Raw genomic sequence first — 17,901 nt, 5'->3', positions numbered from 1 at the left:
TCAGCTTCGCTGCAGCAGAGGCTTCAGGAACAGCTCCAGATTGGAGCCCGGGAACAGGTGGCCTTTCAGGCCCGCCGCACGCGCGGCCTCGAGGTCGGTCGGTTGATCACCGACCAGAAAGCTTCGCTCGACATCGACGGCAAAGCGCTCCAGCAGGTCATTGATCATGCCCGGCGATGGCTTGCGGCGATGGCTGACCTGCCGATAGCGCTCGACGGTTCCGTCAGGATGGAACGGACAGTACTCGAAGGCGTCGATATGGGCGCCGATCTTGCCGAGCTCGGCCGCCATCCAGTCGTGGAGCTTTTGGACATCCGCCTCCTCGTAGAGGCCTCTTGCAACGCCTGACTGGTTGGTCACGACAAACGCATAATAACCCATGTCGTTGACCGCCTTCACGGCCTCGCGCGCGCCGTCGATCCAGATCAGCCTGTGGCTCTCGAACAGATAGCCGATGTCCCGGTTCAGGACGCCGTCCCGATCGAAGAAAACCGCCGGCCTTCGCCGCTGATCTCCGGAAGCGCTGCTCATGAGGTGATGATCCCGTCTCCACGAGGCATGAGTCAGCTCAATAGTTCACAATGCCGCGCGCGACAACGCGGACTGGACCTCATGCGGGGCGTCGATCATCGTTCGTCCGCAATCACCTTGCCGTCGTTCGGCAGCGAGCCTGCGCCGACGAGCTCAACGGCGCCGCCGAGCTTTGTCACCGCACGCAGCGTCGCCGCGACTTCGCCCTGCAGGGCATCCGCCGCCGAGGTACATTCGGCCCGCAGCGTCATCGCGTCGGTCTCGCCGGCGCGGGTGACGACGAGGCGCAGCCGTCCGAGCTCGGGATGGCGCTTGCCGATTTCCGCGATCTGCTCCGGGCGCACGAACATGCCCTTGACCTTGGTGGTCTGGTCGGCGCGGCCCATCCAGCCCTTGATGCGCATGTTGGTGCGTCCGCACGGGCTCGCACCGGGCAGGACGGCGGTCAGATCGCCGAGCGCGAGGCGAATCCAGGGATGATGCGGATCGAGCGAGGTCACCACGATCTCGCCGACATCACCGGGCGCCACGGGATCGCCGGTGCCCGGCTTGACGATCTCCAGGATCAGATCCTCGTTGACCGTCATCCCCTCGCGCGCCGGGGTCTCGAATGCGATCAGGCCGAGATCGGCGGTTCCAAACGCCTGGTAGGCCTCGACGCCGCGCGCCTTCATCTCCTCCTGCAACGATTTCGGAAATGCGGCGCCCGAGACCAGCGCGCGCTTGATCGACGAGACGTCGCGGCCGGCGTTAGCGGCGGCGTCGAGCAGGATCTTCAGGAAGTCCGGGGTGCCGCTATAGCCGACCGGGCGATAGGCCTCGATCAGCTCGAATTGCTGCTCAGTATTGCCGGGGCCGGCCGGGATCACGGCACAGCCGAGCGCCCGTGCGGAGGCGTCGAAGATGAAGCCGCCGGGGGTGAGGTGATAGCTGAAGGTGTTCAGCACCACGTCGCCCTCGCGGAAGCCCGCCGCAAACAGCGCCCGTGCCCCGCGCCAAGGGTCCGCCTGGCGGCCTTCGGGCTCGAAGATCGGTCCGGGCGAGGTGAACAGGCGGGCAAAGGAGCCGGGCTTGTCGGCCACGAAGCCGCCGAACGGCGGGGCGGCTTTGTGCAGGGCCGGGAGCTCCGATTTGCGCAGCACCGGCAGTCCCGCCAATGCCTCCCGGCTCGTGATGGATGCGGGATCGGTGCCCCGCAGCAAATTGGCATAGGCGGGCGCTGCCATCGCCTTGCGCAGCACCTCCGGCAGCCGGGCGAACAGGGCGGCCTCGCGGGCGGCCGGATCGCGCGTTTCAAGGGCGTCGTAATGGTCGGTCATGGCGGGTCCTTGAGGGGAGGATTTGCGCAGGTGGCGTGCCGGTCTGCCCGTGCTATCAGACGGTGAGCGCTGACATTGGGACGGTTCCAGGAAGCACGATGGCTGAGGCAGAGAACGTGGCGGCGGACGGGGCCGCCGATGTCGTCGCGAGGTTGAAGCGCCGCATCATCGACCACGCCTTGCCGCTGTGGTCGACGGTGGGGTGGGACAGCACGGCCGGCGGCTTCGTCGACCGGCTGCATCAGGATGGGACAGCCGACAACGCGGCCCCGCGCCGCCTCCTTGTGCAGGCGCGCCAAATCTATTGCTACGCCAAGGCGGCCCAGATGGGCTGGTATCCCGAAGGGCGCGCGATCGCGCTGAAGGCGCTGGATTACATGCTCACCAAGGCCAAGGCGCCGGACGGCCGGCCGGGCTTTGTGTTCAGCCTGACGCCGGAGGGCGGCGTGCACGATCCGCTGCGCGACACCTACGGCCATGCCTTCGTGCTGCTCGCACTGGCGACTGTCTACGGCCTCGACCAGGACGCTCAGGTTCGCGCCGAGATCGACGCGCTGCTGGCGTTCCTCGACACCCAGCTGCGCTCGCCCCATGGCGGCTTCCAGGAAGGCCTGCCGCCGTCGATGCCGCGGCGGCAGAACCCGCAGATGCATCTGTTCGAGGCGATGATCGCCTGCTTCGACGCGACGCATGATCTGTCGTTCCAGAACCGCGCCGGCGATTTCTTCGCACTGTTCCTCGCCAACCTCTATGACAAGCAGACGCGGACGCTGGGCGAATATTTCGAGGAGGATTGGTCGCGGATCCCGCCGGTCAGCGTCGAGCCCGGGCACCTTGCGGAATGGGTCTGGCTGCTGAAGGGTTTTGAGCGGATCACCGGCTGCCCAACAGGGCGCCCGCGCGGCGAGCTGCTGGCCTCGGCGCTGCGCTATCGCGACGCCACCGGCTGCCTGATCGACGAGGGCGATGCCGAGGGCAACATCCGCCGCCACACCAGGCGGCTGTGGCCGCAGAGCGAGTTGGCGAAGGCCTGGATCGCGCAGGCCGAGTCGGGCGAAGCCGGCGCTGCGGACGAGGCGCGCGGGGCGCTGGTGCTGCTGGAGCGGCACTATCTCAGCCATCCCGTGGCCGGCGGCTGGTACGACCAGTTCGACGGCGGCGGCAATTCGCTGATCGCCACGATCCCGGCGTCGTCGTTCTACCATGTGCTCTGCGCGGTCACGGAAGCGGAGCAGGTGCTCAGCTAGGGCCGCCTTCCTGGTGTGACGCGCTTTCTGCACACGCAACTCCGCCCGAAAACGCTCCATATCCTCAGAGCCAGCGCTTGCGCCGCTTGAAGCTCTTCAAATTCTTGAAGCTCTTGCGCTGGTCGCCGGCGCCGCCGAGGTAGAATTCCTTGACGTCCTCGTTGTCGCGCAGCTCGTCGGCGGAGCCGTCGAGCACCACCTTGCCCTGTTCCATGATGTAGCCGTGGCTTGCGACCGAGAGCGCCGCGCGCGCATTCTGCTCGACCAGGAGGATCGTGACGCCGAGATCGCGGTTGATCTCCTTGATGATCGCGAACACTTCCTTGACCAGCAGGGGTGACAATCCCATCGACGGCTCGTCCATCAGGATCATCTTCGGGCGCGCCATCAGCGCGCGGCCGATCGCGAGCATCTGCTGCTCGCCGCCGGAGAGATAGCCGGCAAGGCCGGTGCGCTCCTTCAGGCGCGGGAAATATTTGAACACCATGTCGATGTCGGCAGAGACCTCGCCGTCGCGCCGGGTGAAGGCGCCGAGCCGCAAATTCTCCAGCGACGTCATGTCGGCGACGATGCGGCGGCCCTCCATCACCTGGAAGATGCCGCGGCGGACGATCTTGTCCGGGTCGATGCCGTTGATGCGCTGGCCCTCGAACAGGATCTCGCCGCGGGTGACCTCGCCGTCCTCGGTCTTGAGCAGGCCGGAGATCGCCTTCAGCGTGGTCGACTTGCCGGCGCCATTGGCGCCGAGCAACGCCACGATCGCGCCCTTCGGCACCTCGAGGCTGAGGCCGCGCAGCACCAGGATGACGTCGTCATAGACGACCTCGATATTGTTGATGCTGAGCAGCGGCGGCGGTGGGACCGCCATCGGCCCCGTGCGGGTGGCTTCGAGGGTTTCGTTCATCTCGACTATTCTCCGCTGTCGTCACCCGCGTTTCGTGCGCAATTGCGCACTCGAGCGGGTGACCCAGTATTCCAGAGACGCCGGCGATCACATCGTGAGAGCGCGGCGAACTGAATCCCCCGCTTTCGCGGGGGATGACGATTGTTGTCGAGGCTGCGCTCGCGGCAGCCTCACGATCCTCACCAGCCGAACCATTCCGGCTTGCGCGGCAGCTCGACGGTCTTCACTTTCTCGAGCTTGATCGTGCCCTTGCCCATCAGGTCGTTGATGTCGCCGTCGGTCGCGCCGGAAACCTTGGCGCGATAGAGATCGACCTTGGTCGTCGGGCGATGATCCTTCTCGGTCCAGTTCGAGGGATTGCAGACGCCGTCCATCCCGGCCGGCACCCAGTCCTTCTTCTGGTAGAAGCCCTTGGCGACGTTCTCGCCGGTGGCGCCGCCGTTCTTGGCGGCCCAGTCCAGCGCTTCCTTCATGTAGAGCGCGCTGCACACCGCGGCGATGTAGTGCACCGGGCGATAGACCTTGCCCGACGGGTCGGACATCTTCGAGATTTCCATCACCGTCTTCATGCCCGGCGCGTTGCCGCCCCAGCCGACCGCCGTGCGCAGCGGGAAGATCACGCCGTCGGCGGCATCGCCCGCGGTCTTGGCGGCGTTCTCATCCATGCCCCAGACGTTGCTCAGGAACTGGACGTCGACGCCGGCGGTCTTGCAGGCCTTCATGACCGAGATGTTGGAGGCTGCGGTGTTGCCGAGATAGGCGTAATTGGCGCCGGAGCTCTTCAGGCTGAGGCACTGCGCCGAATAGTCGCCGGGCGACAGCGCGAACACCAGCGGCGGCAGCACTTCGAAGCCGAGCTCGGTTGCGAGCGCCTCGCCGGCGGCCTTCGGCGCGTTCGGATAGGGGTGGTTGGCGCCCATGTGGACGAATTTGGGCTTGCCCGGCTTGCCCTTGGCCTTCCAGTCCTCGGCCGCCCAGGTCAATTCGGCGCGCAGCGCGTCCGAGTAGCTCGGGCCGTAGAAGAAATTGTACGGCGCCGGCTTGGCCTTGCCGCTGGTGCCTTCGGGATCGGTCAGCGCGGCGGCATACGAGCCCGACAAATCGGGGATCTTGTCCTGCGCGAGGAAGCCGGTCAGCGCCTCGGTGTCCGCGGTGCCCCAGCCCATGATTGCTGCGACCTTGCCGTCCGGCGCCGACCATTTCTTGTACAGCGCGATCGCGCGCGGCACCTGGTAGCCATAGTCGTTGCTGTCGACGCTGAGCTGCTTGCCGCCGACGCCGCCGTTCTTGTTGACCCAGGCGAAGGTGTCGGCGACGCCCTGGCCATAGGGCGTGCCGACGTCGGAAGTGCCGCCCGAGAGGTCCTGCAGATGGCCGATGGCGATCTGCGCCTGCGCGGTGCCGGCGGCGCTGCCGATCAGCAGCGCGAGAGAGACCGAGCTCAAAAGGGATCTAATCGTCATTTTTGTTTCCTCCTGCTTATTCGTTGAACCGAATTTTGAGTTGCTCGATACGTCAGTGCGAGAACGGGTAAAGCTTCCAGTAGGCCTTGATCTGCCGCCAGCGGTGCGCGAGGCCGTCAGGCTCGAACATCAAAAATCCGATGATGATCAGGCCGATCGCGATCTCGCGCAGGAACGTGATGTTGTTGTTGAGCTGCAGCGCCTTGTCGATGGCGCCGCCCTTCAGCCACGCGCTCAGCCATTCCATCGATTCCGGCAGCAGCACCACGAAGGCGGTGCCCATCAGCGTACCCATCACCGAGCCGGTGCCGCCGATGATGACCATCGCGAGGAACAGCACCGAGCGCTCGATGCCAAAGCCCTCCTGCGAGACCACCAGCTGATAATGCGCGTACAGCGCGCCGGCGATGCCGGCAAAGAACGCGGCAAGTCCGAACGACAGCGTCCGGTACTTGGTCAGGTTGATGCCCATGATCTCGGCGGACAGATAGTGATCGCGGATCGCGACCAGCGCACGGCCGTCGCGGGTGCGCATCAGGTTGGTGACGAGAAGATAGCTGAGCACCATGTAGGCGAGCACGACGTAGAAATATTGCCGGTCGCCGCGCAGCGTGTAGCCGAAGATCGAGAACGGGTTGGCGCTGGCCGGCACCGAGCCGCCCGAGAACCAGTCGGCGCGCGAGAAGAAATCGAGCAGGATGTACTGCGCGGCGAGCGTCGCGATGACGAGATAGAGCCCCTTCAGCCGAGCCGCCGGCACACCGAAGATCAGGCCGACCAGCGCCGTCACCACGCCGGCAAGCGGAATCGCGAAGAACACCGGGATCGGCAGGTTGTTGGAGATGTAGGCCGAGGTGAAGGCGCCGAACAGGAAGAACGCGGCGTGGCCGATCGAGATCTGGCCGGTGAAGCCGACCAGGACGTTGAGGCCGAGCGCAGCGATCGCGAAGATGCCGATCTGGATCGCGATCGAGAGCAGGTAGTTGGACAGCAGCATCGGCGCGAAGCAGGCGAGCACGATGCCGGCAATCGCGAAATTGCGGCTGGTCGCGGTCGGGAAGATCGTGGTGTCGGCCGCATAGCTGGTGCGGAAATCGCCGGACGGAATGAGTGTACTTGTCGCCATGGATCAGACCCGCTCAATGTCCTTGGTGCCGAACAGGCCGTACGGCTTGATCATCAGGATGATGATCAGGACGTAGAACGGCGCGATCTCGTAGAGATTGCCCCAGTGCAGATACTCGCTGTCGACATACTGCGCGACGTTTTCCAAGAGCCCGATGATGATGCCGCCGAGCACGGCGCCGCCGACCGAGTCGAGGCCGCCGAGGATCGCGGCCGGAAAGACCTTGATGCCGTAGGCGGAGAGGCCGGACGACACGCCGTTGACCACGGCAACCACGACGCCGGCGACCGCCGAGACGGTGGCCGAGATCGCCCAGGCCATCGCGAACACGCTCTTCACGGAGATGCCGAGCGACTGCGCGACCTGCTGGTTGAAGGCGGTGGCGCGCATCGCCAGGCCGTATTTGGAGGCGCGGAAGAACCAGGCCATGCCGACCATCATGGCGAGCGAGACCACGAGGCTCATCACATAGACGGTCTGGATCTGCAGCCCGAACAGGCTGATCGACTGGCTCTGGAATATCTGCGGAAACGGCTGCGGGTTGACGCCGAAGATCCACTTCAGCGCGGCTTGGAACACGGTCGACAGGCCGATCGTCACCATGATCACCGAGATGATCGGCTCGCCGATCATCGGGCGCAGGATCACGACCTGGATCGCGATGCCGAAGATGAACATGAACACCAGCGTGATCGGCATACCGATCCAGAACGGCAGCTGGTACTTGGTCAGCAGCGCCCAGCATACCCAGGCGCCGACCAGCAGCAGCTCGCCTTGCGCGAAGTTCACGACCTGGGTCGCCTTGTAGATCAGCACGAACGACATCGCGACCACGCCATAGAGCGTGCCGACCACGAGGCCGTTGACGATCAGCTGGATCAGGAACTGGGTGTTCATGGGGTACCGTGCTATCTTCGCCTCTCCCCGCTTGCGGGGAGAGGCCGGCGCGCTGCCGTCGATGCGAAGCATCGTCGGGAGTGCGGCGGGTGAGGGGGAGTCTCCGCATGCGCGGTGCTAGAGAGTCTAAAACCGAACGCGCGAGGAATCTGCGAAGCGCGTCGACGGATGCGGAAGGAGCGCTCTGGTACCGGCTCCGCGGTCGCAGGCTGAATGGTTACAAGTTCGTCAGACAGGAGCCGATAGGGCCTTACACGGTCGATTTTATCTGCCGCGAACATCGCCTCGTGATCGAGGTGGATGGTGGACAACACGCCAACAGTCAGACCGACGCCGTTCGCGACAAATGGCTCATCGATCACAAATACCGGGTCTTGCGCTTCTGGAACAACGAGATCTCCGGCAATTTGGCTGGTGTTCTTGAAACCATTCTCACCGCGCTTGCGGAGGCTCCCCCTCACCCGGATCGCTGACGCGATCCGACCTCTCCCCGCAAGCGGGGCGAGGTGAAGGTCTGTGTATGACGCGGACACAGTCATTCCGCGGCCTCCGCGATCGCAGCACGGCCGAGATCGACCACCTGCAACGTGGTGCGGACGCGTTGCGTCGTGCCGTCCTGGAAACGGATCACGGTGTCGACGGGAATGTTGGCCTTGCCGCGGTAGATCGCCTCGATGATGTCGGCGTATTTCTCGTTGATGACGCTGCGCCGGACCTTTCGGGTCCGGGTCAGCTCGCCATCGTCGGCATCGAGCTCCTTGTACAGCAGCAGGAAGCGTGAGATGCGCTGCGCCGGCGGCAGGGTAGCGTTGACGGTCTCGACCTCTTTCTTCAGCAGCGCGTAGACTTCCGGCCGCGACGACAGGTCGGTGTAGGTCGTGAAGGAGAGGCGGTTCTTCTCCGCCCATTTCGAGATGATCGAGTAGCGGATGCAGATCATCGCGGCCAGTGCGTCGCGGCCGGCGCCGAGCACGACGGCTTCTGCGACATAGGGCGAGAACTTCAGCTTGTTCTCGATGTATTGCGGAGAGAACCGTTCGCCGCGCGAGGTCTCGGCGAGATCCTTGATGCGGTCGATCACGACGAGCTGCCGGTTGTCGTTGTAGTAGCCGGCGTCGCCCGAATGCATCCAGCCGTCCTTGATGTCGGCGACCGAGGCTTCGGGGTTCTTGTAGTAGCCGTGGAACATGTTCGGGTGCCGCACCACGATCTCGCCGACGCCGTTGACGTCGGCATTGTCGATGCGGATCTCGATGTTGTCGGCCATCGGTACGCCGGTCGTGTCGGGATCGACCTTGCCTTCGGGATGCAGCGTGTAGGCGCCGAGCAGCTCGGTCTGGCCGTACAGTGTGCGCAGCGGCACGCCCATCGCCTGGAAGAACTTGAAGGTGTCCGGCCCGAGCGCCGCGCCGCCGGTTGCCGCCGAGCGCAGCCGGGTGAAGCCGAGCCGGTCGCGCAGCGCGCGGAACAGGATCTGGTCGGCGAAGACAGAGCGCTTGCCCTCCGCGAGCGCCGCGAGCCCGGTCTTCATGCCGAGCTCGTAGAGCCGCTGCTTGAACGGCGAGGCGTCCATCACGCCGGCGCGGACGTCGGCTGCGATCGATTCCCAGACCCGCGGTGCGAACAGCACAAAGGTCGGCGCGATCTCGCGGAAATCGTGCATCATGGTGTCGGGCTCTTCGACGAAGTTGACCTTCATCCGGGAGAGCAGCGCTTTGCCGAGCGCATAGATCTGTTCCATGATCCACGGCAGCGGCAGCACCGAGACGTATTCGTCCTCCGGCCCCTTCGGATCGAAGGAAAGATAGGTCGCGCAATGCCGCAGCACGCGCCCGGCCGAGAGCATCGCGAGCTTCGGATTGGCCGTCGTGCCTGAGGTCGTGCAGAGGATTGCGACGTCGTCGCCATCAGTGGCATCGACCAGCCGGTCGTACAGATCAGGCTCGCGCGCGGCGCGGTCGCGGCCCAGCCCAACGAGCTTGCTCGCCTCCATCAGCCTCGGATCGTCGTATTTGCGCATGCCGCGCGGATCGGAATAGATGATGTGCCTGAGATTGGGCACCCGATCGGCAAGGCCGAGCAGCTTGTCGACCTGTTCCTCGTCCTCGGCGAAGACGAGCTTGGCCTCGCCATAGGTCAGGAGATAGGCGGCTTCCTCGTCCAGCACGTCGCGGTAGAGGCCGAGGCTCATCGCGCCGATCGCGTGGGTCGCGATCTCGGCGGCGACCCAGTCTGGCCGGTTGTCGCCGATGATGCCGATCACGTCGTCGCGGCCGAGGCCGAGCTCGACCATGCCGAGCGCGAAGTCGTGGGTACGGGTCTGATAGTCGTTCCAGGTGAATTCGCGCCACAGCCCGAGATCCTTCTCGCGCAGCGCGATCTCGCCGCCGTGCTCCCTGGCGTTCAGGCGCAGCATCTTGGGAAAGGTGTCGGCCTGCGCGGCGCGACCGGCATAATCCATCATGCCGCGCTCTCCCGCACTGCCGGCTTGTCGTCGGGGTCGACCAGCACCTCGTCCTCTTCGCCGAGATAGGCGCGCTTGACGTGGGGATCGGCGAGCACGGTCGCCGGATCGCCCTCAGCGATCTTGCGGCCGAAGTCGAGCACCATGACGCGGTGGGAGATGTCCATCACGACGCCCATGTCGTGCTCGATCATCATCACAGTCATGCCGAACTCTTCGTTGAGATCGACGATGTAGCGCGCCATGTCTTCCTTCTCTTCGAAGTTCATGCCGGCCATCGGCTCGTCGAGCAGGATCAGCTGCGGCTCCAGCGCCATCGCGCGGGCGAGCTCGACGCGCTTGCGCAGGCCGTAGGGCAGGGTGCCGGCGGTCGCCTTGCGCACCGACTGCAGATCGAGGAAGTCGATGATCTCCTCGACCTTGCGGCGGTGTTCCAGCTCCTCGCGGCGCGCACCGGTCAGCCAGTACAGCGAGCCCGTGATGAAGTTGTTCTTCAGGAGGTGATGGCGGCCGACCATGATGTTGTCGAGCACGCTCATGTGGTGGAACAGCGCGAGATTCTGAAAAGTCCGGCCGATGCCGAGACGGGGCCGCGCGTTCGGGGTGAGGCCGGTGATGTCCTGGCCGCGGTAGAACAGCTGGCCTTCGGTCGGCCGGTAGCGGCCGGAGATGCAGTTGACGATCGAGGTCTTGCCGGCGCCGTTCGGGCCGATGATGGAGAACAGCTCGCCCTCGTTGACGCTGAAGCTCACATCGGTCAGCGCGCGGACGCCGCCAAAGCGCAATGAGACTCCGCGCACCTCGAGACTGTTGGCCACCCTGTTCCCTCCAGATACGGGCGCTTTGGCGCGCTCTTTATCTTTCGTTTCGAGCTCGGTTCGATCTTACATGGGCCGCCGAAGGAAACCATCCGACTAATGATGCCGGCGTCCGGGAGCATCGCTCGCCCCGATCGCCTGCGTCATGCGCGGTAACGCCGCACCCGCCTGCAAGCCCGCTCGCGCGTCGTCCGCCTTCAGCGATCCATCGAAGCGCTGCACGCGGCGTTACGCGAGGTGGCTCTGAATACGAGAAAGCGATAGGTTGAATTGTCATGTGCCCGACATTTGGTCAGGAATTTTCGCTGGCATTCCAGGCCTCGGGTCCCTGGCTTCGTGCACGGCGTTGCTGCGGTGCAATATCTTGGGTGGGATGCCGTCGCTAGAATGATTGCTGCTGATTACCTGAAGCGCATCGCGGCCTGGTCGCGCGAACTGACCGAGCAAGAGATCGAGATCGCGCGCGCCGGCATCTCCGAGAAGTCGTACCGCGCCAACGAATTCATCTTCATGCGCGGCGACAATTTCCAGTACTGGACCGGCATCGTTACCGGGCTGGCGCGGATGGGCATCGTCTCGCGCGGCGGCAAGGCCGCGAGCTTCGCGGGCCTCACGGCGGGCGCGTGGTTCGGCGAGGGCACTGTGCTCAAGAACGAGCTGCGGCGCTACGACGTGGTCGCGCTGCGCGATACGCGCCTCGCGATGATGGATCGCCGGACCTTCGTCTGGTTGTTCGAGAACAGCGTCGGCTTCAACCGCTTCCTGGTTGGACAGCTCAACGAGCGGCTCGGCCAGTTCATCGCGCTGCTCGAATATGGCCGCACGCTGGATGCGACCGCACGGCTGGCGCGCTCGATCGCCTCGCTGTTCAATCCGATTCTCTATCCCGAGCTTACCCTGCACCTTGAAATCACCCAGGAGGAGATCGGGGCGCTGTCGGGAATCTCCCGGCAGAACGCCAACCAGTGCCTGAAGCGGCTCGAGCGCGAGGGGCTGCTGCGGCTCGAATATGGCGGGGTCACGATCATCGAGCTCGACCGGCTGCGCCACTACGGCGAGTGAGCCGGCCCCAGACCGCTTTGAATCGGGTTTTCAAAGCTTTAAGGCCCTGATTCCAAACGATTATGCCATTAGACTTGGAGGTGGCCGGGTGCTACAGACCGGCCTCGTCGGGATCGCGCGGCCTCGCGCTCTCTGGAGATGATATGACGGCTCAGGACTCAAAGCGGCGCGTTGCGCTGATCACCGGCGTCACCGGGCAGGACGGCGCCTATCTCGCCGAATATCTGCTCGGCCTCGGCTACACCGTGCACGGGATCAAGCGCCGCTCGTCCTCGTTCAATACCGCGCGCGTCGACCATCTCTACCAGGACCCGCATGCCGGCAACGTGCCGTTCCTGATGCACTACGGCGACATGACCGATTCGACCAATCTGATCCGGCTGATGCAGCAGATCCGGCCGACCGAGATCTACAACCTCGCCGCCCAGAGCCACGTCCAGGTCAGTTTCGAGAGCCCGGAATACACCGCCAATGCCGACGCCATCGGCGTGCTGCGCCTGCTGGAGGCGATCCGCATCCTCGGCATGGAGAAGGAGACCCGGTTCTACCAGGCCTCGACCTCGGAGCTGTACGGGCTCGTGCAGGAGGTGCCGCAGAAGGAGACCACGCCGTTTTATCCGCGTTCGCCCTACGGCGTCGCCAAGCTGTACGGCTACTGGATCACGGTGAACTACCGCGAGGCCTACGGCATGTTCGCCAGCAACGGCATCCTGTTCAACCATGAGAGCCCGATCCGCGGCGAGACCTTCGTGACGCGCAAGATCACCCGCGCCGTCGCCCGCATCGAAGTCGGCCTCGAGAACAAGCTCTATCTCGGCAATCTCGATGCCAAGCGCGACTGGGGCCACGCCCGCGACTATGTCGAGGGCATGCACAAGATCCTGCAGGCGGATGAGCCCGGCGATTTCGTGCTCGCGACCGGCGAGACGCGGTCGGTGCGCGAGTTCGTCGAGCTGGCGTTCACCGAAGTCGGCCGCAGCATCGAATGGCGCGGCAAGGGCGTCGAGGAGATCGGTGTCGACAAGGCATCGGGCAAGACGCTGGTGCAGATCGACCCGACCTATTTCCGCCCGACCGAGGTGGATCTTCTGATCGGCGACGCCAGCAAGGCGCGCGCCAAACTCGGCTGGGCGCCCAAGACGCCGTTCGCGCAACTGGTGAAGGAAATGGTGGCCAGCGATCTCGTCGAGGCCAGGCAGGATGCGGCTCATGGCAAGCACGGCGTTTGAACTGAAGGGCAAGACGGTCTTCGTTGCCGGCCATCGCGGCATGGTCGGCTCGGCGTTGATGCGCCGACTGGCGCGCGAAGACGCCGATCTTCTGACCGTCTCGCGTAGCGAGGTCGATCTGCGCGACCAGGCCGCAGTGAATGCCTGGTTCGCCGCGAAGCGGCCGCAGGCCGTGTTCCTTGCTGCTGCCAAGGTCGGCGGCATCGTCGCCAACAACACGCTGCGGGCCGAATTCCTCTACGACAATCTGGCGATCTCGACCAATGTGATCCAGGCGGCGCATGCCAATGGCTGCGAGAAGCTGATGTTCTTCGGCTCGTCCTGCATCTATCCGCGCCTCGCGCCGCAGCCGTTGCGCGAGGATTCGATGCTGACCGGCCCGCTGGAGCCGACCAACGAGCCCTACGCCATCGCCAAGATCGCCGGCATCAAGATGGCCGAAGCCTATCGCAGCCAGTATGGCGCCGATTTCATCAGCGTGATGCCGACCAACCTCTACGGTCCGGGCGACAATTATCATCCCGAATACAGCCACGTCGTCGCGGCGCTGATCCGCCGCTTCCACGAGGCCAAGGTCTCGGGCGCCGCCGATGTCGTGGTGTGGGGCACCGGCACGCCGCGCCGTGAATTCCTCTATGTCGACGATCTCGCCGACGCCTGCATCCATCTGATGAAGACCTATTCCTCGCCGGAACTGGTCAATATCGGCACCGGCGAGGACATCACGATCGCCGAATTCGCCCGCGTCGTTGCGGCCACCGTCGGCTACCGCGGCGAGATCAGCTTCGACAGCTCGCGCCCCGACGGTACGCCGCGCAAGCTGCTCGACGTCAACAGGCTCGCCAAGCTCGGCTGGCGCGCCACCACCCCGCTCGAGGATGGCATCAAGCTCGCGTACCAGGCCTATCTGAGCGAGACCAAGCAGGCGGCGGAATAACGCCGAACTGCTACGTCGCCGCCGTGCGGGGCGGCGCTTTCGACAGCGCAGTCGCCATCGCCGAGATCAGCGGCTTCATGAAGAACGCATCGTTCGCCGGGTAGATGTCGGTGGATAGGCCGTACGTCTTCAACTCATTCGAGACCACGGGCCCGACGGAGGCGATCGGCGTGCGCTCCAGGCCGTCGCGCAATTGCGCCTCACACCGGTGCGCCTGTGCGACCTCCATGAGACGCCGAACCTGACCGGAGCTCGTCAGCGCGATGGCGTCGATGCGGCCCTGCGCCATCTGCTCGATCGCGGTCACGATGTTGGCGTCGGCGGCCTGCGCGTCATAGACGTAGGGCAGCACCGTATCGACCTCCGCGCCCTGCGCGTTGATCGCGGCGATCAGGGTGGCGTGATCCTTGTCCGGATAGAGTTGCAGGCCGAGCCGATGGCCGCTCAGGTCGAGCTTCGCCAGCATCTCGGCGACGCCTTCCGAGGTCGGCTTCTCGGTCGTCATTTGCGGCTCCAGGCCGATCTCGCGCAGCGCGCGGCCGGGCTTGGGGCCGCGGGCGAATTTGCGGGCCTTGCCGAGGCTGCCGACAAACTCCGCCTCGACGTCGATCCGGCGCACGACCTTCATCAGGCGACGCAGGCCCTCGCCGGTCATCAGCACGAGGTCGTCGAGCGGTCGTTCGATGGCGCGGCGGATCCAGGCCTCGATCGGCGCCGGGTCCGGCGCGTCGTGGATGGTGAACATCGGGCATTGCAGCACATCGGCGCCCTGCTCGGCGAGCAGGCGGGAAAACTGTGCCTCCTCGCGCGTCTCGAGGATCAGGATGCGGTAGCCGTTCAGCCGGTCAGCCATGATGGTCCCTAACAAACATTGTCGTCATTTGTTCGATTTGACCCCCGCACCGGGATTGGCGCAAGGCCGCCTGCGGTGATAGACGGGGCCCGAAAATGATCCTTCCACGCAACTGCTCAAGCTTTGGTCAATTGGCATGCCCGACCATCAATTCGTTCTGACCCTGTCCTGTCCGGATCGTCCGGGGATCGTCTCCGCGGTCTCGACTTTTCTAGCGCATAACGGCCAGAACATCCTGGATGCCCAGCAGTTCAACGACACCGAGACCGACAAGTTCTTCATGCGCGTGGTGTTCACCGCAGCCGACCTGGCGGTCGGGCTGCCGGCGCTGCAGACCGGTTTTGCCGCGATCGCCGAACGTTTCGGCATGGAATGGCAGATGCGCGACCGCGCCAGCCGGCGCCGGGTGATGCTGCTGGTCTCGAAGTCCGATCACTGCCTGGTCGACATCCTCTATCGCTGGCGCACCGGCGAGCTCGAGATGATCCCGACCGCTGTTGTCTCCAACCATCCGCGCGAGACCTATGGCTCGCTCGATTTCGGCGATATCCCGTTCCATCATCTTCCGGTGACGAAAGACACCAAGCGGCAGCAGGAAGACGCGGTGTGGAAGCTGGCCCAGGATACCAAGACCGACCTCGTGGTGCTGGCCCGCTACATGCAGATCCTGTCCGACGAGATGTCGGCGCGGCTGTCGGGCCGCTGCATCAACATCCATCATTCCTTCCTGCCTGGCTTCAAGGGCGCCAAGCCCTATCACCAGGCTCATGAGCGCGGCGTCAAGCTGATCGGCGCCACCGCGCATTACGTCACCAGCGATCTCGACGAAGGGCCGATCATCGATCAGGACGTCGAGCGCATCAGCCATCGCGACACGCCCGAGGATCTCGTGCGCAAGGGCCGCGACATCGAGCGCCGCGTGTTGGCCCGCGCGATCCGCTACCACCTCGCCGACCGCGTCATCCTCAACGGGCGCAAGACCGTGGTGTTCGTGGACTGATCCGCGTTTCATGATGCCGCGTTCCGATCGATCATCGCGAAGCACCGGAGCAGATCCGGCACATCTTCTTCGGCCATTGCCACATGGTGCTGAGCGGCTCGGTTGCCGGCGTCCCCACCACGTCACCGTCTACATGGTGGAGTTCGGCTACCGCGGCGAAATGCTGCGCGAGGATGCTCTCGATTAGGCCGACGCTCAGTGGGCAGCGCTCTGCGTTGTCGCCGCCGCCTTGGGATCATCGCCGCGCTCGGCCGCCGGCATAAGGCGCTTGCGCTCCCGTTCCTGCATGAACTTGTCATATTCCGGGGTGCCCGGCCGCGGCGGCGCGTCGGCGGGCAGGCCGCCGGCCCAGGCCGGAATGTAGTCGGCCATTCCCGCCGAAACTTTTTGGTTCACGGTGCCGCACCCCGCGAGCGCGCAGGCCGCGAGCGCGAGGGCAGTCAGGACAGGGATGTGGCGTGTGAAGTTTGGCATTGGCGGCAGCATACAGCCCTGATCTTTATGGAAGATGATCTTGGGCGCGACCGTTCGGCTGCAATTGTGCTTGTTTGTTGACAATGGCGATTGATTTGTACGACCGTACAAATGAAGCGAGATCGCGGCCCATCCAAGCGGGCGAGATCGGTTCTCGTTGGGGCGTTGAGTTTCGGGGAGCGATTCTGGTATCCTGATACTTGTAGCTATGGCTGGGCTGATCACTCCACGCGCGACACCCGTCCATCGTCCGATTGACAATGGGGCGCTTGGAGACGCCTTGTCGGGCTGCGGCTTGGCTGTGACATGCTGGGGCTAAGGTTGAGGCAAGGGCCGGGGACTCGGCTCGATGCAGAAGAATGGAAGGGGGAGGGATGTCGATGTTCAATCGTCGCAAGATGTTGTTGTGGGGCGCTGCTGCGGCCGCGCTTCCCGGATTGTGCGCCGTGGCGGCGCGGGCGGACGATGCCGTCAAGATCGGCCTGATCCTGCCCATGACCGGCGGCCAGGCTTCGACCGGCAAGCAGATCGATAATGCGATCAAGCTTTACATGCAGCAGAAGGGCGACACCGTCGCCGGCAAGAAGATCGAGATCATCCTGAAGGATGACGCCGCGGTGCCCGACAACACCAAGCGGCTCGCGCAGGAATTGATCGTCAACGACAAGGTCAGCTTCATCGCCGGCTTCGGCGTGACGCCCGCGGCGCTGGCCGCGGCGCCGCTGGCAACGCAAGCCAAGATCCCGGAAGTCGTGATGGCGGCCGGCACCTCGATCATCACCGAACGCTCGCCCTATATCGTGCGCACCAGCTTCACGCTGGCGCAGTCCTCCACGATCATCGGCGACTGGGCGGTCAAGAACGGCATCAAGAAGGTCGCGACGCTGACCTCCGACTACGCGCCGGGCAACGACGCGCTGACCTTCTTCAAGCAGCACTTCACCGCCGGCGGCGGCGAGATCGTGGAAGAGGTCAAGGTCCCGCTCGCCAACCCCGACTTCGCGCCGTTCCTGCAGCGGATGAAGGATTCCAAGCCTGACGCGATGTTCGTGTTCGTGCCGGCCGGGCAGGGCGGCAACTTCATGAAGCAATATGCCGAGCGCGGGCTCGACAAGAGCGGCATCAAGGTGATCGGCCCTGGCGACGTCATGGACGACGATCTGCTCAACAACATGGGCGATGCCGCGCTCGGCGCGGTGACCGCGCATCTCTATTCGGCGGCGCATCCGTCCCAGATGAACAAGGACTTCGTTGCCGCCTACAGGAAGGCGTTCGGCAGTCGCCCGGGCTTCATGGCGGTCAGCGGCTATGACGGCATTCATCTGATCTACGAGGCGCTGAAGAAGACGGGTGGCGATACGAACGGCGACAAGCTGATCGAGGCCATGAAGGGCATGAAGTGGGAGAGCCCGCGCGGTCCGATCTCGATCGATCCGGAAACCCGCGACATCGTGCAGAACATCTACATCCGCAAGGTCGAGAAGGTCGACGGCGAGCTCTACAACGTCGAGTTCGCGACCTTCGAGGCCGTCAAGGATTCCGGCAAGACCAAGAAGTGACGCGCGAAAGCGCGTCAT

17 protein-coding genes are annotated in these 17,901 nt (G+C 64.6%); 7 read left to right on the top strand and 10 right to left on the bottom strand.

The window, feature by feature from the left end:
• On the bottom strand, positions 1-531 hold the full coding sequence (locus JQ507_22430) for an HAD family hydrolase (protein QRI67716.1): 531 nt from the start codon (positions 529-531) through the stop codon (positions 1-3).
• A 95-nt stretch (positions 532-626) separates the two neighbouring features.
• Positions 627-1,850, bottom strand: coding sequence for an AMP-binding protein (locus tag JQ507_22425; protein QRI67715.1), 1,224 nt, complete (start codon positions 1,848-1,850; stop codon positions 627-629).
• A 98-nt stretch (positions 1,851-1,948) separates the two neighbouring features.
• Here JQ507_22425 and JQ507_22420 point away from each other — a divergent pair, with 98 nt between their 5' ends.
• On the top strand, positions 1,949-3,097 hold the full coding sequence (locus JQ507_22420) for an AGE family epimerase/isomerase (GenBank protein QRI67714.1): 1,149 nt from the start codon (positions 1,949-1,951) through the stop codon (positions 3,095-3,097).
• 64 nt (positions 3,098-3,161) lie between these two features.
• Here the strand turns inward: JQ507_22420 and JQ507_22415 are convergent, their stop codons facing one another.
• The 4 genes from JQ507_22415 to JQ507_22400 form a co-directional block, all read right to left on the bottom strand.
• The gene (locus tag JQ507_22415; protein ID QRI67713.1) at positions 3,162-4,001 is read right to left on the bottom strand and encodes an ABC transporter ATP-binding protein; all 840 of its coding nucleotides are present in this window, start codon (positions 3,999-4,001) and stop codon (positions 3,162-3,164) included.
• Positions 4,002-4,180: 179 nt separating this feature from the next.
• On the bottom strand, positions 4,181-5,464 hold the full coding sequence (locus JQ507_22410) for an ABC transporter substrate-binding protein (protein ID QRI67712.1): 1,284 nt from the start codon (positions 5,462-5,464) through the stop codon (positions 4,181-4,183).
• 52 nt (positions 5,465-5,516) lie between these two features.
• Positions 5,517-6,590, bottom strand: a complete 1,074-nt coding sequence (locus JQ507_22405) for a branched-chain amino acid ABC transporter permease (GenBank protein QRI67711.1) — start codon at positions 6,588-6,590, stop codon at positions 5,517-5,519.
• Between the two features lie 3 nt (positions 6,591-6,593).
• Positions 6,594-7,487, bottom strand: a complete 894-nt coding sequence (locus JQ507_22400) for a branched-chain amino acid ABC transporter permease (GenBank protein QRI67710.1) — start codon at positions 7,485-7,487, stop codon at positions 6,594-6,596.
• A gap of 107 nt (positions 7,488-7,594) precedes the next feature.
• On the opposite strand from JQ507_22400, the gene JQ507_22395 reads away from it, so the two are divergent.
• Positions 7,595-7,960, top strand: coding sequence for a DUF559 domain-containing protein (locus JQ507_22395; protein ID QRI67709.1), 366 nt, complete (start codon positions 7,595-7,597; stop codon positions 7,958-7,960).
• A gap of 62 nt (positions 7,961-8,022) precedes the next feature.
• Here the strand turns inward: JQ507_22395 and JQ507_22390 are convergent, their stop codons facing one another.
• Together JQ507_22390 and JQ507_22385 are read right to left on the bottom strand one after the other, a co-directional pair.
• Positions 8,023-9,951 (bottom strand): long-chain fatty acid--CoA ligase, encoded by a 1,929-nt coding sequence (locus tag JQ507_22390; GenBank protein QRI67708.1) that lies wholly within the window; start codon positions 9,949-9,951, stop codon positions 8,023-8,025.
• A complete protein-coding gene (locus JQ507_22385; protein ID QRI67707.1) occupies positions 9,948-10,769 on the bottom strand; it encodes an ABC transporter ATP-binding protein in 822 nt (273 codons plus the stop codon). Before JQ507_22385 ends, JQ507_22390 begins: the two co-directional genes overlap by 4 nt.
• A 387-nt stretch (positions 10,770-11,156) precedes the next feature.
• Between JQ507_22385 and JQ507_22380 the strand changes: the two genes are divergently transcribed.
• The 3 genes from JQ507_22380 to JQ507_22370 all read left to right on the top strand — a co-directional run bounded on the left by JQ507_22380 (position 11,157) and on the right by JQ507_22370 (position 13,997).
• On the top strand, positions 11,157-11,831 hold the full coding sequence (locus JQ507_22380) for a Crp/Fnr family transcriptional regulator (GenBank protein QRI67706.1): 675 nt from the start codon (positions 11,157-11,159) through the stop codon (positions 11,829-11,831).
• A gap of 143 nt (positions 11,832-11,974) precedes the next feature.
• Complete coding sequence (gene gmd, locus JQ507_22375) at positions 11,975-13,060, top strand: GDP-mannose 4,6-dehydratase (GenBank protein ID QRI67705.1); 1,086 nt, start codon at positions 11,975-11,977, stop codon at positions 13,058-13,060.
• Positions 13,041-13,997: a GDP-L-fucose synthase gene (locus JQ507_22370; protein QRI67704.1), complete on the top strand. Its 957-nt coding sequence runs from the start codon at positions 13,041-13,043 to the stop codon at positions 13,995-13,997. Before gmd ends, JQ507_22370 begins: the two co-directional genes overlap by 20 nt.
• Positions 13,998-14,007: 10 nt before the next feature.
• On the opposite strand, the gene JQ507_22365 is transcribed toward JQ507_22370, so the two are convergent.
• Positions 14,008-14,850 carry a uroporphyrinogen-III synthase gene (locus JQ507_22365; protein ID QRI67703.1) on the bottom strand — a complete coding sequence of 281 codons (843 nt, stop codon included), beginning with the start codon at positions 14,848-14,850 and terminating at the stop codon, positions 14,008-14,010.
• 136 nt (positions 14,851-14,986) lie between these two features.
• On the opposite strand from JQ507_22365, the gene purU reads away from it, so the two are divergent.
• The gene (purU, locus tag JQ507_22360) at positions 14,987-15,850 is read left to right on the top strand and encodes a formyltetrahydrofolate deformylase (GenBank protein QRI67702.1); all 864 of its coding nucleotides are present in this window, start codon (positions 14,987-14,989) and stop codon (positions 15,848-15,850) included.
• Between the two features lie 195 nt (positions 15,851-16,045).
• Here the strand turns inward: purU and JQ507_22355 are convergent, their stop codons facing one another.
• Positions 16,046-16,324, bottom strand: a complete 279-nt coding sequence (locus JQ507_22355) for a hypothetical protein (GenBank protein QRI73462.1) — start codon at positions 16,322-16,324, stop codon at positions 16,046-16,048.
• Between the two features lie 380 nt (positions 16,325-16,704).
• Here JQ507_22355 and JQ507_22350 point away from each other — a divergent pair, with 380 nt between their 5' ends.
• Positions 16,705-17,883 (top strand): ABC transporter substrate-binding protein, encoded by a 1,179-nt coding sequence (locus JQ507_22350; protein ID QRI67701.1) that lies wholly within the window; start codon positions 16,705-16,707, stop codon positions 17,881-17,883.
• Positions 17,884-17,901: the final 18 nt, after the last annotated feature.

It is taken from the genome of Bradyrhizobium sp. PSBB068 (genome assembly GCA_016839165.1).
Lineage (GTDB): Bacteria > Pseudomonadota > Alphaproteobacteria > Rhizobiales > Xanthobacteraceae > Bradyrhizobium.
This window is presented reverse-complemented; position numbering and strand designations above follow the sequence as displayed.

Coding starts and splice junctions, on each gene's coding strand:
- JQ507_22365 (QRI67703.1), bottom strand. CDS start 14,850: ATGGCTGACCGGCTGAACGGCTACCGCATCCTGATCCTCGAGACGCGC.
- JQ507_22390 (QRI67708.1), bottom strand. CDS start 9,951: ATGATGGATTATGCCGGTCGCGCCGCGCAGGCCGACACCTTTCCCAAG.
- JQ507_22410 (QRI67712.1), bottom strand. CDS start 5,464: ATGACGATTAGATCCCTTTTGAGCTCGGTCTCTCTCGCGCTGCTGATC.
- JQ507_22395 (QRI67709.1), top strand. CDS start 7,595: ATGCGCGGTGCTAGAGAGTCTAAAACCGAACGCGCGAGGAATCTGCGA.
- JQ507_22355 (QRI73462.1), bottom strand. CDS start 16,324: ATGCCAAACTTCACACGCCACATCCCTGTCCTGACTGCCCTCGCGCTC.
- gmd (QRI67705.1), top strand. CDS start 11,975: ATGACGGCTCAGGACTCAAAGCGGCGCGTTGCGCTGATCACCGGCGTC.
- JQ507_22405 (QRI67711.1), bottom strand. CDS start 6,590: ATGGCGACAAGTACACTCATTCCGTCCGGCGATTTCCGCACCAGCTAT.
- JQ507_22415 (QRI67713.1), bottom strand. CDS start 4,001: ATGAACGAAACCCTCGAAGCCACCCGCACGGGGCCGATGGCGGTCCCA.
- JQ507_22380 (QRI67706.1), top strand. CDS start 11,157: ATGATTGCTGCTGATTACCTGAAGCGCATCGCGGCCTGGTCGCGCGAA.
- purU (QRI67702.1), top strand. CDS start 14,987: ATGCCCGACCATCAATTCGTTCTGACCCTGTCCTGTCCGGATCGTCCG.
- JQ507_22430 (QRI67716.1), bottom strand. CDS start 531: ATGAGCAGCGCTTCCGGAGATCAGCGGCGAAGGCCGGCGGTTTTCTTC.
- JQ507_22420 (QRI67714.1), top strand. CDS start 1,949: ATGGCTGAGGCAGAGAACGTGGCGGCGGACGGGGCCGCCGATGTCGTC.
- JQ507_22370 (QRI67704.1), top strand. CDS start 13,041: ATGGCAAGCACGGCGTTTGAACTGAAGGGCAAGACGGTCTTCGTTGCC.
- JQ507_22350 (QRI67701.1), top strand. CDS start 16,705: ATGTTCAATCGTCGCAAGATGTTGTTGTGGGGCGCTGCTGCGGCCGCG.
- JQ507_22425 (QRI67715.1), bottom strand. CDS start 1,850: ATGACCGACCATTACGACGCCCTTGAAACGCGCGATCCGGCCGCCCGC.
- JQ507_22400 (QRI67710.1), bottom strand. CDS start 7,487: ATGAACACCCAGTTCCTGATCCAGCTGATCGTCAACGGCCTCGTGGTC.